Source organism: Telluria sp. RB2R28 (assembly GCF_059685835.1).
The window spans coordinates 66,204-82,021 of record NZ_JCASIK010000003.1 but is presented as its reverse complement, the minus strand read 5'-3'; the positions used below and the strand labels follow the sequence as shown (position 1 = coordinate 82,021).

Below are 15,818 nucleotides of genomic sequence, written 5' to 3'. Positions count from 1 at the left end.
GCCGGTGCAGTTGCCCGTAAATGGGATATACTGCCCGGCTCTTGTCGCCTGCTGCTCAAGCGGTGGGTGATGCAAGCCACGTCCGGCCTGACTTTCCAGAGCTGGACTAGCGCCTGGGTGCTTCTGCACTCTGGGGCGTGATCAATTATTAAAGGAATCTAACGTGGCACGTTATATCGGACCAAAAGCAAAACTGTCGCGCCGTGAAGGCACTGACCTGTTCCTCAAGAGCGCACGTCGCTCGCTCGACTCGAAGTGCAAACTGGACATCAAGCCAGGCCAGCACGGTGTCAAGTCGGGTGCCCGCACCTCGGACTACGGCAACCAACTGCGCGAAAAGCAAAAAGTCAAGCGCATGTACGGCATCCTGGAACGCCAGTTCCGCCGCTACTTCGCAGAAGCGTCGCGTCGCAAGGGTAACACCGGCGAAACGCTGCTGAAGCTGCTGGAAGCGCGTCTGGACAACGTGACGTACCGCATGGGTTTCGGTTCGACCCGCGCTGAAGCACGTCAGCTGGTCAGCCACAAAGCCTTCACCGTCAACGGCCAGGTCGTGAACATCGCCTCGTACCAGGTCAAGACCGGCGACGTCGTCGCTGTTCGTGAAAAGGCCAAGAAGCAAGTGCGTATCGCTGAAGCCCTGTCGCTGGCTGAGCAAATCGGTTTCCCAAGCTGGGTGTCGGTCGATGCCAAGAAGCTGGAAGGCACCTTCCGTTCGTTCCCAGAGCGTAACGAAATCGCTGCTGACGTCAACGAAGCGCTGATCGTCGAACTGTACTCGCGTTAATTGACATGATGGGTGGCGCAAGCCGCCCTGCATGTCATCTCCGCGCAGGCGGGGACCCAAGTTTGCCGGCTAGATCGAGCAGCTTGGATTCCCGCCTACGTGGGAACGACGGGAGTAGTCGTGTAAGAGCAGCAACCCAGGGTTGGCCTTGCAATGAATCATCGATTCCTACTCTTCCCGTCGTAACCCAATTCGTTTTACCGCCTGCTCCGGCAGGCGTTTTCCATCAAGCCATCAGCCTTATCGGTGTAACGAGCCGAGGGTATTGAAAAGGACTACGTTCATGCAAAATAGTTTGTTGAAGCCACGTATCATCGACGTCGAAGCACTGGGCGCCGGCCACGCGAAAGTCGTGATGGAGCCGTTCGAGCGTGGCTATGGCCACACCCTCGGCAACGCACTGCGTCGCGTGCTGCTGTCGTCGATGGTTGGCTACGCGCCGACCGAAGTGACGATCGCTGGTGTCGTGCATGAATACTCGTCGCTCGATGGCGTTCAGGAAGACGTCGTCGACCTGCTGCTGAACCTGAAGGGCGTGGTCTTCAAAGTCCACAACCGTGATTCGGTCAACCTGACCCTGAAGAAGGAAGGCGAAGGCGCCGTTCTGGCATCGGACATCGACCTGCCGCACGACGTCGAGCTGGTCAACCCGGATCACGTGATTGCTCACCTGACCGCCGGTGGCAAGCTGGACATGCAGATCAAGGTCGAAAAAGGCCGTGGCTATGTGCCAGGTAACGTCCGTCGTCTGTCGGAAGACACCAACAAGACCATCGGCCGCATCATCCTCGACGCATCGTTCTCGCCAGTGCGCCGCGTCTCGTACGCTGTTGAATCGGCACGTGTCGAACAGCGTACCGACCTGGACAAGCTGATCATCAACATCGAAACGAACGGCGTCATCACGCCAGAAGAAGCGATCCGCCAGTCGGCCCGCGTTCTGGTCGATCAGCTGAACGTGTTCGCTGCTCTGGAAGGCACCGAAGCCGCCGCGGAAGCGCCATCGCGCGCACCGCTGGTTGATCCGATCCTGCTGCGCCCAGTCGACGACCTGGAACTGACCGTCCGCTCGGCCAACTGCCTGAAAGCAGAAAACATCTACTACATCGGCGACCTGATCCAGCGTTCGGAAAACGAACTGCTCAAGACGCCAAACCTGGGCCGCAAGTCGCTCAACGAAATCAAGGAAGTCCTTGCTTCGCGTGGCTTGACCCTGGGCATGAAGCTCGAGAACTGGCCACCTGCCGGTCTGGAAAAGTAATCCACGTTTTTTGTCGCACCCCGCCCGGACGCGTTGTCCAGGCGGATTTAACCCGAACCGGTCCGCGGACGTGCCTTGTAATCAAGGCACGAACGATCGAAGAACTGGCATTGAAAACACCCGAAAGGAATTACCATGCGTCACCGTCACGGCCTTCGTAAGCTGAATCGTACCTCGTCCCACCGTCTGGCAATGCTGCGCAACATGACTGTTTCGCTGCTGCGTCATGAAGCCATCAAGACCACCGTCCCAAAAGCCAAGGAACTGCGTCGCGTCATCGAACCGATCCTGACCCTGGGCAAGACCGACACCCTGGCAAACAAGCGCCTGGCCTTCGCTCGCCTGCGCGACCGCGAAATGGTCCTGAAGCTGTTCGCTGAGCTGGGTCCACGCTACGCAAACCGCAACGGCGGCTACCTGCGTATCCTGAAGATGGGTTTCCGCGTTGGCGACAATGCACCAATGGCTTACGTTGAACTGCTGGATCGTCCAGAAGTGACTTCGGAAGAAGAAGCACCGACCGCCGAGTAATCGACTGTCATTGAAAAGACCAGGCTTCGGCCTGGTTTTTTTTCGCCTGTCGATCGAGCCTCCTCTGCGCGTCCTGGACAGCCGGTGTACCATGCCCGTGCCTTATTACAACTGACTCGACCTCCATGCCCCGATTCCCTGCACGGCACTGGCTTGCTGCCTGCCTGACGCTGTTTGCCTTCTTCACGCTGTTCGCCACCGCGCCAGGCCGCGCCGCCGAGGAATTTCTCGATCCTGCCATCGCCTTCAAGTTCGAAGCACGCATGGCCGATCCGCAGACGGCCGAAGTCACGTACACGATCGCGCCAAAGTACTACATGTACCGCGAGCGCTTCGCCTTCAAGTCGAGCAACCCGGCGGTCAAGCTGGGCGCGCCGGCAATCCCGCCGGGCACCGTGAAGTATGACCAGACGTTCGAGAAGGACGTGGAAACCTACAAGGGAACACTGACGATCCGCATCCCGGTCGAGGGCGACGGCGCGTTCACGTTGACGGCCACGGGCCAGGGCTGCGCCGACGCCGGCCTGTGCTACCCGCCGCAGGATCACACGGCGAGCCTGAGCGCAGGGGAGGGCGGCGCCGCCGCACCGGCGCTGCCAATCGGCGCCGCAGTCGCGCAGGGCCGCATGTCGACACCGCTGTCATCCACCCCAATGGCCGAGAGCGCACCGACCGCGCCAGCCGCCGCCGCCACCCCGCCAGCCGCCGCAGTAGCACCAGCACCAGCAGCACAATCCGACCTCTCCAACATCGCCGGCCTCCTCGGCGGCGGCAGCCTGCTGGCCATCGTCCCCGCATTCATCCTGCTGGGCCTGGGCCTGGCGTTCACGCCATGCGTGCTGCCGATGGTCCCGATCCTGTCGTCGATCATCGTGGGCGAAGGCAAGAACGTCAGCCGTGCGCGCGGCTTCCTGCTGTCGGTGACGTACTCGCTGGGCATGGCGATCGTCTACACGCTGCTGGGCGTGGCCGCGGGCCTGGCTGGTGAAGGCCTGGCCGCAGCATTGCAGAATCCTTGGGTGCTGGGCACCTTCGCACTGCTGATCGTGGCGATGTCGCTGTCGATGTTCGGTTTCTATCAGTTACAACTTCCGGGCGCATTGCAGACCAGTCTGAGCAATGTGTCGAACCGCCAGCAGTCCGGCAAGCTGGCCGGCGTGTTCGCGATGGGCGCCATCTCGGCACTGATCGTCGGCCCCTGCGTGGCCGCGCCGCTGGCCGGCGCGCTCGTCTACATCAGCCAGACGCGCGACGTGTTCCTGGGCGGCGCGGCGCTGTTCTCGATGGCGGTGGGCATGAGCATTCCGCTGTTGCTGGTGGGCGTGTCGGCCGGCTCGCTGTTGCCGCGCGTGGGTGCGTGGATGGAGTCCGTCAAGCGCCTGTTTGGCGTCCTGATGCTGGCGATGGCGATCTGGCTGGTTTCGCCCGTCATCCCGTCGGTCGCGCAGATGCTGCTGTGGGCCGCGCTGCTCCTGGGTTATGGTTTTTATCTGCTGCGTCACACGCGCCACTGGGCGTCAATGGCCTTTGGCGCCGCGTTCGCGCTGATGGGCGGCATGCAGCTGGTGGGCGTAGCCAGCGGCGGGCGCGACGCATTCGCACCCCTGGCGCACCTGAGCGGCACGCCGCAGCATCACGGGCTGGTGTTCACCCGCATCAAGACAGTCGACCAGCTCGACGCCGCACTGGCCGCCAATGCCGGCAAGACCGTCATGCTCGACTTTTATGCGGACTGGTGCGTGTCGTGCAAGGAGATGGAGAAGTTTACGTTCGTCGATCCGAAAGTACAGGCCAAGCTGGCCAATACCGCGCTGCTGCAGGTCGACGTGACCGCCAACGATGCGGCCGACAAGGCGATGCTCAAGCGCTTCGGCCTGTTCGGGCCGCCGGGAATCATCCTGTTTGACGATCAAGGCAAGGAGATTGCCGATAGCCGCGTGATCGGCTACCAGAATGCAGAGAAGTTTTCGACGTCGCTGGAACGTCTGGACAAATGAACGCCGGCGGCGCGGGCCGCCGGCGTTGAATGACGCAATGGATTATGCGTTGGCACGATGATGTTGCTGATGACGCCCGCCCTTGCGGTGCTGGGCCTGCGCATCGAACGTCTTGCGCTGCTCTGGCGTGAGCACCGCGTAGAAGCTGTTCAGGGCGGTGAGGCGCGACTCCATGCGCGCGGTGCGCTGTTTCTGCAGCGCGATCTGCTTTTCCATGCGCTGCGGCGCGCTCAGGCTGGCCCAGGCAGCGCGGTCGCCACGGCCGGCACGCTCACCATGTTTTACCGGTGCGCGGCTGGCGACGAATGCATCCCAGGCCGGCTTTTGCTGGGCCGTCAGATTCAGCGATGCCTGCAGCCTGGCCTGATGCTCGGCGCGCTTCTGCGCCATCTTTGCGTGACGCTCGCCTGCCTTGGCTTGCCACTCGGCCTTCTTGGCCAGGCGTTGTTCAGCCGTTAACGTCGATGCATGGCGGCCCTCGGCCGGGGCAGTGCTCTGGGCCTGGGCACCGACAGTGGCGCCGAACAGGCCGGCAGCGGTGAAAGCGATCACGAGGTGTTTGCGAAGGGTGTTCATGGTAGTTCCTTTGTGTGAGAGTCTGGTGAAGTGCATCCGAAACGCTCGCTGCACAGGACCCATCCTGGGTCAAAACTGTAACCATGGGATTTCCCCTGCCGGGCACTTTGTATCCATATGTTTCGCGCCTGTCGGCATATACACAGCGATACAAATACTTCCGCCGGGGTTGTCATAAATTCGGATAATTGCGGTTATGGATAATCCCTCTACGATTCTGATCGTCGACGACGACCGCGACATTCGCACGCTGCTGGCCGACTACCTCGAGTCCAACAGCTACCGGACGCTCGGCGCCGCCGACGGCACCGCGATGTGGAAGACGCTCGACGAAACGCGTCCCGACCTCATCGTGCTCGACCTGAACATGCCCGGCGACGACGGCCTGACGCTGTGCCGCAAGCTGCGCGCCACCTCGAGCCTGCCCGTCATCATGCTCACCGCCCGCAACGAACCGCTCGACCGCATCCTGGGCCTGGAAATGGGCGCCGACGACTACCTGCCGAAACCGTTCGAGCCGCGCGAGCTGCTGGCGCGCATCCGCAGCGTGCTGCGCCGCTCGCACGCGATGCCGTCGAACACGCCATCCGAGAACGTGCAGCAGATGCGCTTCTCTGGCTGGACGCTGGACCTGACCGCGCGCCACCTGCTCAACCCGGACGGCATCGTCATCATGCTCTCGGGCGCCGAGTTCCGCCTGCTGCGCGTGTTCCTCGAACACCCGAACCGCGTGCTCAATCGCGACCAGTTGCTCAACCTCACGCAGGGCCGCGACGCCGATCCATTCGACCGCTCGATCGACATCCAGATCAGCCGCCTGCGCCAGAAGCTCGGCGAAGACGCGCGCATGCCGCAGATTATCAAGACCGTGCGCAACGGCGGCTACGTGCTGGCCGGCCAGGTCACCGTGGAGCCGGCGGCGTGAAAGTGTTCTTCGGGTCGATGACCGGGCGCGTGTTCCTCACGCTGCTGCTGGGTATTGTGACCTCGGCCGCGCTGACGCAACTGGCGGCCGATTACCAGCGCCTGCGCGACTTTGAAAACCAGCGCGATGCGCACGTGCTCGAACGCGCCGAGCAGCTGATCATGGCCACCGAGATCGTGCCGGCATCGGCCCGCTCGATCTACCTCGATGTCGCCAATCGTCCGGGCCTGCAGCTCCAGGTGGGCGACATGCCGCCACAAGCGGCGCCTCTGACGCCCTTCGCCGCTTCGCTGGCCAAGCGTCTGGGCAAAGGTTACGTCGTCACGTCACGCAGCACGCGCCCGGCTGCCTGCGGCGTCGTGCAATCGCAGCCCGTGATGTACGGCTTGCTGAGCATGAAGTGGGAGGGCGCCTGCGAATCGATCGACGTGCGGCTGCGCGATGGTGCCGAGCTGCAACTGTCGGTGCTGCCGCCGCGCTTTTCCGTTGAGGATGTCGACACGAGCATCATCGTCGGCATGTTCCTGATCAGTATCGCGGTGCTGGCCTACTTCGTGGCGCGCATGACCACGCGTCCGTTCAAGCAGCTCGCGCAAGCCGCGCAAGACCTGGGCCAGGACATCAACCGCCCGCCGCTCGACCTGGTCGGCGCGATCGAGATCCGCCAGGCCAGCGCCGCCTTCAATGCGATGCAGGCGCGCATCCGCCAGTACATCTTCCAGCGCACGCAGATGCTTGCCGCGATCACGCACGACCTGCAGACGCCGCTCACGCGCATGCGCTTGCGGCTCGAGAAGGTGGGGGACACCGAATTGCAGGACCGCCTGATCGGCGACCTGTCCGCGATGCAGGAAATGGTGCGCGAAGGCCTGGTGCTGGCGCGCAGCATGGACACGACCGAGACGATGCAGATGCTCGATCTCGATTCGCTGCTCGAGGCCGTGTGCGCCGATGCGACCGATGCCGGCCAGACCGTGACGCTGGCCGGCAAGGCCTCGATCGCGGTGCTGGGCCGGCCGATCGACATGCGCCGCTGCCTGGTCAACCTGATCGACAACGCTGTCAAGTACGGGCGCGATGCGCGCGTCTGCGTCGACCGCGCCAACGGCACCGCGCGCATCCGCATCCGCGACAGCGGGCCGGGCATCCCGCGCAGCGAGCTGGTGCGCGTGTTCGATCCGTTCTACCGCGTGGAGACATCGCGCTCGCGCGAGTCGGGCGGCACGGGTTTGGGCCTGACGATCGCACGCAATATCACGGAGCAGCATGGCGGCAGCATCAGCCTGGCCAACCATCCGGAAGGCGGGTTGGAAGTGACGCTGATGCTGCCCACGTATTACCCGAACAAATAAAAACCAACAAGCAAAATAAAGCCGTAACGACAGTGTGGGACAATGCGCGCGCGCAATGGCCACATCAACAAGCAGGATCACCAAGCAGCATCACTGACAGAGCCGTCGGCACTGGCGGCAAGGGACAAGCATGAACAAGAAGAATGTCGGCGTCATCGCCGTCGTGGCGGCGCTGGTCGTCGGCGGCGGCTGGTACTTCAATCAGGGCCATGAGGCCAAGGCGGAGGCGCCGGGCGCCAAAGGTCAGGGCGGCGGCCAGGCACCGGTGACCGTCAATGTGGTCAAGCCCGAGCGGCGCGATGTCGGCGTCGAACTGTTTGCCAATGGCACCGTCACCCCACTGCGCACCGTGAACCTGCATCCGCAGACCGTCGCCACCATCCGCAAAGTCCATATCCGCGAAGGCCAGTTCGTCAAGGAAGGCGAATTGATGTTCTCGCTCGACGACCGCGCCGACCAGGCCAATGTCGCGCGCGCCGAAGCGCAGGTGGCGCGCGACCGCGCCACGCTGGCCGACCTCGACCGCCAGTACAAGCGCAGCCAGGAGCTGGTGTCACAGAACTTCCTGGCCCAGAGCGCGCTCGACTCCTTGCTCAGCCAGGTGCAAGCCCAGCGTGCGCTGGTGCAATCCAACCAGGCCGCGATGCGCGCCACCCAGGTCAGCGCCAGCTATACATCGATCCGCGCGCCGATGTCGGGCCGGGTCGGCGCCATCGACATCCATCCGGGCGCGCTGGTGCAGATGACGACGTTGCTGACCTCGATCACGCAGCTCGACCCCATCAATGTCTCGTTCACGCTGCCGGAATCTGCCGTCGGCGCGCTGCTCGGCGCCCAGAAAGCGGGCAATGTCGATGTGCTCGTCAACAGCGGCGCTGACGCCAAGCCGGTCGCCGGCCGCCTGAGCTTCATCGACAATGCCGTCGATGCGCAGGCCGGCACCATTCGCGTCAAAGGCGAATTCAGCAACCGTGACACGAACCTGTGGCCCGGCCAGTACGTCACCGCGCGCGTGGTCGTGCAAACGCTCAAGGACGCCCTCGTGATCCCGCAAACGGCCATCATCACGGCCACCAGCGGCACGTTCGTGTACGTGCTGGGCGACGGCAATGCCGCGCGCCAGGTGCCGGTCAAGCGCGTCTATGCATTTGGCGACCATGCGGTCGTGACGGGCCTGAGCGGCGCCGAGCAAGTGATCACCGAAGGCAAGCAGAACCTGCGTCCGGGCGCCAGCGTGCGTCTTGCGCAAGCCGCCAAGCCAGCCGTGGCGCCGCAACCGAAGCAGGGTGAGCAGGCATGAACCTGTCCGAACTGTGTATCCGCCGGCCGGTGATGGTGGTGCTGCTGTCGATCAGCCTGGTGCTGGTCGGCATCCTGTCGTACATGAAGATCCCGGTCGCCGCGCTGCCGAGCTACAACACCCCGGTCATCAATGTCTCGGCCAACCTGCCCGGCGCCAGCCCGGAGACGATGGCTTCGTCGGTCGCGCTGCCGCTCGAGAAACAGTTCTCGACCATTGCCGGCATCAAGCTGATCACCTCGAACAGCACCCAGGGCGACACCAATATCACGCTCGAATTCGACACCGAGATTGATGTCGACAAGGCAGCAGTCGATGTCCAGGCCGCCCTGCTGGTCGCGCAGCGCCGGTTGCCGCTCGAGATGACGGAACTGCCGGCCTACCGCAAGGTCAACCCGGCCGACGCCCCGATCCTGTTCATGCACCTGACCTCGCCGTCGATGGATTTGTCAGACCTGAACGATTACGCCGAAAACCTGATCTCGCCGGCGATTTCGACCGTACAGGGCGTCTCGCAAGTGTCGATCAACGGCGGCAAGCGTTTCGCGGTGCGGGTGCGCGCCAAGTCCGACCTGATGAACGCGCGCAATATTTCGATGGACGAACTGGCGGCAGCGCTGCGCGCAGCGAACTCGAACACCCCGCTGGGCATTCTTGATGGTCCGACCCAGGCGCTGACGATTCAGGGCGGCGGCCAGCTCATGAAAGCGGCCGACTTCGCCAGCCTGATCATCGCCACGCGCGATGGGCTCCCGGTGCGCCTGAGAGACATTGCCGACGTCCAGGACAGCTACCAGTCGGTCAAGGCAATGGGCAGCCTGAACGGCCAGCGCTCGATTTCGCTGATGGTGCAACGCCAGCCCAACGCCAACACCGTCGAAGTGGTCGACGCCGTGCGCGCGCTGATCCCGCGTTTCGAGGGGCAATTGCCGGCCTCGATCAAGATCGAGCTGGTCAGCGACCGCTCGCTGTCGATCCGTGAAGCCATCCACGACGTCAACCTGACCCTGCTGGGCACCGTGATGCTCGTGATCCTGGTGATCTTTTTGTTCCTGCACCGCGCGGCCGCCACCTTCATTCCGGCGGTGACGGTGCCGATTTCGCTGCTGGGCGCGCTTTCGCTGCTGTACTGGTTCGGCTATAGCCTCGACAATATTTCGCTGCTGGGCATCACGCTGGCCGTCGGCCTGGTGGTCGACGATGCGATCGTGGTGCTGGAAAACATTGTGCGCCACATGGAGATGGGCAAGAAGCCGATGCAAGCGTCGCTCGTCGGCGCGCGCGAGATGGGCTTTACCATCATCTCGATCTCGATTTCGCTGGTGGCCGTGTTCATTCCGATCTTCTTCATGCCGGGCGTGATTGGTCTGCTGTTCCGCGAATTTGCCGTCATCGTCGGCCTGGCCGTGATGGTCTCGGCCGTCGTGTCGCTCACGCTGGTGCCGATGATGTGCTCGCGCCTGCTCAAGGATGGCGGCCACGTCGACCCGAAGGACATGTCGTGGATCGGTCGCCGCTTCGAAGCCATGTTCACCAATGTGCGCAACGGCTACGGCCGTACGCTCGACATGGCGCTGCGCTACCGCTTCCTGGTCCTGATGATGGCGCTGGGAACGTTTGTACTGACCGCGGTGCTGTACATGACTATGCCCAAAGGCTTTTTCCCGGAAGAAGACATCGGCCAGATCCGCGTCAACGTCGAAACGTCCGAAGACACGTCGTCCGCCGCGCTGGCTGAACTTCAGAGCAAGGTGGTCGACATCGTTCGCGCCAATCCGTATGTGCAGGATACGACCTCGTTTACCGGGGGCGGCAACACTGGCCGCATGTTCCTGGTGCTCAAACCGCGCAGCGAACGGCCACGGATTGACCTGGTGATCGACGAGTTGCGCAAGGCCACGCGCGCCGTGCCGGGCGTGCAGGTGTTCATGTCGCCCCTGCAAAACCTGCAACTGGGCGGGCGCCAGAGCAAGGCGCGCTATCAATACACGCTGCAAAGCGTCTCGGGCGGCGAGATCGGCAGCTGGGCCGAGCGCTTCCTGGAAGGCATGCGCCAGGATGCGCGCTTTCGCGACGTCAACAGCGATTCGCAGAACAAGGCCCTGCAGGCAACCATCGACATCAATCGCGACAAGGCCGCGCTGCTGGGTCTGGAGATGGACGATATCCGCACCGTGATGTATGCCTCGTTCGGCGAACGCCAGGTCTCGACCATCTATTCCACCGCCGCCAGCTATTACGTGATCCTGGAAGCGGCGGCGAGCGACCGTTATTACGATGAAGCGCTCTCGCGCGTGTCGGTGCGCAGCAAGTCGGGCGATCTGGTGAAACTGTCGAGCGTGGCCACGGTGCGCCGCACGGTCGGTCCGCTACAAGTGAATCATCAGGGGCAATTGCAGGCGATCACGCTGTCGTTCAACCTGGCGCCGGGCGTGCCGCTGGGCGATGCCACCGCCGCCATTGAACAGATGAGCACGCAGATGAAGCTGCCGGCCTCGGTCATTGCGACCTATGGCGGTGACGCGGCCGTGTTCCAGGACACGCAGTCGAGCCAGCTGGTCCTGATCCTGACGGCCATCGGCGTCATCTACGTGCTGCTGGGCGTGCTGTACGAAAGCTATATCCACCCGCTGACCATCCTGGCCGGCCTGCCATCGGCAGCGGTGGGCGCGCTGTTGACACTGTGGATCTTCGACAAGGACCTGACGCTGATCGCGATGATCGGCATCCTGATGCTGATCGGTATCGTCAAGAAGAACGCCATCATGATGATCGACTTCGCACTCGATGCGCAGCGCACCCTCGGCATGAGCCCGCAAGAGGCGATCCGCGAAGCCTGCATCCTGCGTTTCCGGCCGATCCTGATGACGACGCTGGCCGCGCTGATGGGCGCGCTGCCGATTGCGCTGGGCATCGGCGCCGGCGCCGAGCTGCGCCAGCCGCTGGGCCTGGCGGTGTGTGGCGGCTTGATCTTCTCGCAAGTCATCACGCTGTACATCACGCCGGTCATCTACCTGTACCTGGACCGCTTCAGCGGCACGGGACCGATGACGGACGATCAACTCGCGAAGGCCGACGATGTCCCGGTTGCCCAGCATGCTTAATCCTGGAAACATTTGGTAACAACCATCAACGCCAGCAGCGGTGCAGTCCGCTCGCTGGCGTGATGCGTTGGTACTCTAAAACGGTTAGACTGCCCCCTCTGCTGTTTTTTTAGACGTCGCTTCCAGGATACCGATCTACCTTGCGTGACCATCCCCACTCCTACGATCAGGACAGCGAAGTTTGCTCCCACTGCGGACAGCCACTGGTACGTCCGGGGCCGCATTACGAGCGCGAGGGCTCCAAGCGCGGCGGCCTGATCGGCACGATCGTGCTGCACTTGCTGCTGCTCGCGATTTTCATCTTCAAGCCGCCTGAAAAGGAGCAAAAGACAGCGCGTCCGGCATCGGACCGCGAAACTGACGTCTTCTTTGTCCAGCCGCTGCAGCAGCCGACCAAGGCGCAGCGCGAGCAAAAGCCCAAGCCGGCGCCGAAACCAACACCCCGGCGCGAAACGCCGCGGCCGACGCCGCCGGAGCGCGTCATCGTCAAGCGCCTGCCCGACACGATCACGATTCCCGACGAAAAGCCGGTCGAGCGCAGGCCACCACCACCCCAGCCGCCGCAGCCAAAGACCGAAGTCCCGCCCGACATGGACATGGCAGCCTACGTCAAAGCCCAGCGCGAGCGCCGCGGTGCACCGACCGGCAGCGAAGTTGAAACGCCGGAAAGCGACGCCGTGCGCGGCAACCGCAACGCGCTGGCCAACATCGCCGCAATCAACGGCCGCGGCCGCGACGACAGCAACGAGTCGGGTGGCATCTTCTCGATATCGAACAAGACGTTCAACACGATGGACCTGAAGTTCCGCGGCTGGAACCCGAGCTTCAAGCGCCGCTGGCTGACGGCAGTCACGGTGGAGCAGGGCAGCGCACGCGACATCGAAACGGCCGTCATCAAGAAAATGATCGAACTGATCCGCAAGGAAAAGAACGGCGACTTCGAATGGGATTCGCACCGCCTGGGCCGCGTGGTCAAGCTCAGCGCCCGCCCAGCAGACGAAGCGCGCCTGACCGAGTTCTTGTACAAAGAAATGTTCCCGGAATACCGCCCACCGCCGGGAGGGTGATGAATGTGGCAAAAAAGCCGGGGTCAGGTCTGACATTCGGACACGGCCTCGACAGTCTGGCAGTCAGGACTAGCTTGCACCGGGCCATGCCGATACTGGGCAAGACACCGTTAGATGTGGAAAAGGCTGAGCTCGTGTCCGAATGTCAGACCTGACCCCAGCTTTGTCGTAAAAAAACCGTGCCATGGCACGGTTTTTTGTTGGATGTGCGGGCGGTTAACCTGCCTTCAATTTCCGGGCAATATCCAGCGCGAAGTACGTCAGCACCCCATCGGCCCCGGCGCGCTTGAACGCCATCATCGATTCCATCATGACCTTGTCATGGTCCAGCCAGCCATTGAGCGCGGCTGCCTTGAGCATCGCGTATTCGCCGCTGACCTGGTAGGCAAACGTCGGCACCCTGAACTCATCCTTTACGCGGCGCACGATGTCCAGATAGGGCATGCCTGGCTTGACCATCACCATGTCGGCGCCTTCGGCCAGATCCAGCGCCACTTCGCGCAGTGCTTCGTCGCTATTAGCCGGATCCATCTGGTAGGTGTTCTTGTCGGCCTTGCCAAGATTGGCCGAAGAGCCGACCGCATCGCGGAACGGCCCATAGAATGCCGACGCATACTTGGCCGAGTACGCCATGATGCGCGTATGGATATGGCCCTGCGCCTCGAACGCGGTGCGGATCGCGCCGATGCGCCCGTCCATCATGTCCGATGGCGCCACGATGTCCACGCCGGCGTCGGCGTGGGTGAGTGCTTGCTTGACCAGCATCTCGATCGTCTTTTCATTGACGATATAGCCGTTCTCGTCCGGCAGGCCGTCCTGGCCGTGGGTCGTGTACGGGTCGAGCGCGATGTCGGTGATGATGCCCAGTTCGGGGAAGTTGCGCTTGAGCTCGCGGACCACGCGCGGCACCAGCCCGTCCGGGTTCGTTGCTTCGATGCCGTCATAGGTCTTCACTGACTGGTCCACCAGCGGGAACAGGGCCAGCGCGGGAATCCCGAGCGCGACGCATTCTTCGGCCACTTTCAGCAGGAGGTCGAGCGAGACGCGGGCCACGCCCGGCATAGAGCCGACTTCCTGGCGCACGTTCTGGCCTTCCAGCACGAACACGGGATAGATCAGGTCGGATGCGGTAATCGTGTTCTCGCGCATCATGGCGCGGGAGAACGGGTCGCGGCGCATGCGGCGCGGCCGGGCCGCCGGATAGGCGGAAGTGATGATGCTCATCGAGTGGCTCCTTGCAGGATCAGGCGGAGGTTTGATCGTCGTCCGCCGACGGCGCGCCAGATTCGTCGTGCTCTTGTTCTTCGTCACCCTCGTACTCGCCGGCAACGCCGTCCAGCCCGGCCAGCGCCAGGATCTTGGCATCGGCTTCTTCGATACCGATGCGCTTGAGCGCCGAGAACAGCTGCACCGTGAACGGGAAGCCGACGCCATCTTCATCGACATAGCTTTCGAGCACGCCGCGCGCTTCGCGCAGGGCATTGGTCGATTCGTTGCGGTTGAGCTTATCGGCTTTGGTCAGGATGCAGTGGATCGGCTTGCCGGTAGGGGCGAACCATTCGAGCATCTGGACGTCGAGGTCGGTGAACGGACGGCGCGAATCCATGATCAGGATGAGCGCAGCGAGCTGGTCGCGGCGCTGGACGTAGTCGCCCAGCAGCTTTTGCCAGTGCAGCTTGGCCGTGCCCGACACTTCGGCGTAGCCGTAGCCCGGCAAGTCGACCAGCAGCGCTTCGATTTCATCGACCCGGACCGCATCCTTGCGGTGCTGGCCCACGTGGGCGCCGCCGATCGAGAAGTAATTGATGTGCTGCGTACGACCCGGCGTCTTGGACGCGAACGCCAGACCCTTCTGGTTCGTGAGGATATTGATGGCTGTGGATTTGCCGGCGTTGGAGCGCCCGGCGAAGGCGATTTCCGGCACATTGGTGTCGGGGAGGTCGCGCAACTGATTCACGGTCGTAAAGAACCGGGCTTGCCATAATCTGGACATGGGGGGAAGAGGGTAAGAGGACTACGAAATGGCGTTTGAGAAACAAAGCTATTGTACAATAAGGGGTTGATTGCTGCCTGCCAGCCCCATGGCCCAAGCAATCAGGGCGCTGCACTGAACCTTCAATTATTGACTTTTTCAAGGTGCTAGTATGAACCGCTTGTCGTCCCCCCTGCTCAAAACACTGTTGGTCACACTAACTGTTTTCGGGGGACTCCCGGCGGCGACAGCGGCGGCGCCCACTGCAGCGCCCGCAGTCAAGGCCGATCCGGCCCGGGGCGGCGCGCTGTACGATGCGGGCGATCCCGCGCGTGGCCTGCCATCGTGCGCTTCGTGTCACGGTGCGGCGGGCAATTCATCCATCGTTGCCAACCCCAAGCTGTCGGGCCAGTTTGCCAGCTACACGCACAAGCAACTGGTCGATTTCACGACCCCGAACCGCCAGCAGCCGATCATGACGACCTACGCAAAGATGCTCACCGACGCCGAGAAGAAAGACATCGCGGCCTGGTTAATGGCGCAGGCGCACAAGCCCGGTGCGGCCAAGAACAAGGACACCGTTGAACTGGGCCGCAAGATCTATCGCGGCGGCATCGCCGAGCGGGGCGTGGCAGCCTGTGCCAGCTGTCATGGCGCCAACGCCAGCGGCATCCCCGCCCAATATCCGCGCCTTGCGGGCCAGCATCAGGATTACACGACTGCCCAGCTCGAAGCATTCAAGAGTGGCACCCGCGCCAACAGCCCGCAAATGACCACGCTCTCGCAGCGCATGTCGACGGCTGAAATGCGCGCGGTGGCCGACTATATCGCCGGCTTGCGCTAAGAGACTCTACGATCTCGCATAAGCAACATTGAACGCAGGAAGGGCGGCAGCAACGGGCTGACCCCCTTCCTGCAAGCGGCTACTCGCCGCGCAGGAAGAAAG

The 15,818-nt window shown here is 62.9% G+C and carries 13 protein-coding genes; 10 read left to right on the top strand and 3 right to left on the bottom strand.

Going from position 1 to position 15,818, the window contains the following annotated elements; genetic code table 11:
- Positions 1-163: 163 nt before the first annotated feature.
- The 4 genes from rpsD to dsbD all read left to right on the top strand — a co-directional run bounded on the left by rpsD (position 164) and on the right by dsbD (position 4,576).
- Entirely contained in the window at positions 164-787 is a 624-nt protein-coding gene (gene rpsD, locus AC56LV_RS12625) for a 30S ribosomal protein S4 (RefSeq protein ID WP_183554224.1), read from the top strand.
- Positions 788-1,070: 283 nt separating this feature from the next.
- Positions 1,071-2,048, top strand: coding sequence for a DNA-directed RNA polymerase subunit alpha (locus AC56LV_RS12620; protein ID WP_159627930.1), 978 nt, complete (start codon positions 1,071-1,073; stop codon positions 2,046-2,048).
- A 135-nt stretch (positions 2,049-2,183) separates the two neighbouring features.
- Positions 2,184-2,579: a 50S ribosomal protein L17 gene (gene rplQ / locus AC56LV_RS12615; protein WP_183554222.1), complete on the top strand. Its 396-nt coding sequence runs from the start codon at positions 2,184-2,186 to the stop codon at positions 2,577-2,579.
- A 125-nt stretch (positions 2,580-2,704) separates the two neighbouring features.
- Complete coding sequence (dsbD, locus tag AC56LV_RS12610; protein WP_499558117.1) at positions 2,705-4,576, top strand: protein-disulfide reductase DsbD; 1,872 nt, start codon at positions 2,705-2,707, stop codon at positions 4,574-4,576.
- 42 nt (positions 4,577-4,618) lie between these two features.
- Here the strand turns inward: dsbD and AC56LV_RS12605 are convergent, their stop codons facing one another.
- Positions 4,619-5,152, bottom strand: coding sequence for a Spy/CpxP family protein refolding chaperone (locus AC56LV_RS12605; RefSeq protein ID WP_499558115.1), 534 nt, complete (start codon positions 5,150-5,152; stop codon positions 4,619-4,621).
- 196 nt (positions 5,153-5,348) lie between these two features.
- Here AC56LV_RS12605 and AC56LV_RS12600 point away from each other — a divergent pair, with 196 nt between their 5' ends.
- The 5 genes from AC56LV_RS12600 to AC56LV_RS12580 all read left to right on the top strand — a co-directional run bounded on the left by AC56LV_RS12600 (position 5,349) and on the right by AC56LV_RS12580 (position 12,900).
- Entirely contained in the window at positions 5,349-6,077 is a 729-nt protein-coding gene (locus tag AC56LV_RS12600; RefSeq protein WP_183554216.1) for a response regulator, read from the top strand.
- Entirely contained in the window at positions 6,074-7,429 is a 1,356-nt protein-coding gene (locus AC56LV_RS12595) for an ATP-binding protein (protein WP_499558113.1), read from the top strand. The genes AC56LV_RS12600 and AC56LV_RS12595 overlap by 4 nt, the downstream gene beginning before the upstream one ends.
- 130 nt (positions 7,430-7,559) lie before the next feature.
- Positions 7,560-8,729: an efflux RND transporter periplasmic adaptor subunit gene (locus tag AC56LV_RS12590; protein ID WP_499558111.1), complete on the top strand. Its 1,170-nt coding sequence runs from the start codon at positions 7,560-7,562 to the stop codon at positions 8,727-8,729.
- Entirely contained in the window at positions 8,726-11,833 is a 3,108-nt protein-coding gene (locus AC56LV_RS12585; RefSeq protein ID WP_499558109.1) for an efflux RND transporter permease subunit, read from the top strand. The genes AC56LV_RS12590 and AC56LV_RS12585 overlap by 4 nt, the downstream gene beginning before the upstream one ends.
- A 140-nt stretch (positions 11,834-11,973) precedes the next feature.
- Positions 11,974-12,900 carry a hypothetical protein gene (locus AC56LV_RS12580; RefSeq protein ID WP_499558108.1) on the top strand — a complete coding sequence of 309 codons (927 nt, stop codon included), beginning with the start codon at positions 11,974-11,976 and terminating at the stop codon, positions 12,898-12,900.
- 216 nt (positions 12,901-13,116) lie between these two features.
- On the opposite strand, the gene hemB is transcribed toward AC56LV_RS12580, so the two are convergent.
- Together hemB and yihA are read right to left on the bottom strand one after the other, a co-directional pair.
- Positions 13,117-14,124: a porphobilinogen synthase gene (gene hemB / locus AC56LV_RS12575; protein ID WP_499456452.1), complete on the bottom strand. Its 1,008-nt coding sequence runs from the start codon at positions 14,122-14,124 to the stop codon at positions 13,117-13,119.
- Positions 14,125-14,143: 19 nt separating this feature from the next.
- Positions 14,144-14,893, bottom strand: a complete 750-nt coding sequence (yihA, locus tag AC56LV_RS12570) for a ribosome biogenesis GTP-binding protein YihA/YsxC (protein WP_499558107.1) — start codon at positions 14,891-14,893, stop codon at positions 14,144-14,146.
- A 151-nt stretch (positions 14,894-15,044) separates the two neighbouring features.
- Here yihA and AC56LV_RS12565 point away from each other — a divergent pair, with 151 nt between their 5' ends.
- Complete coding sequence (locus tag AC56LV_RS12565) at positions 15,045-15,716, top strand: c-type cytochrome (protein WP_499558106.1); 672 nt, start codon at positions 15,045-15,047, stop codon at positions 15,714-15,716.
- Positions 15,717-15,818: the final 102 nt, after the last annotated feature.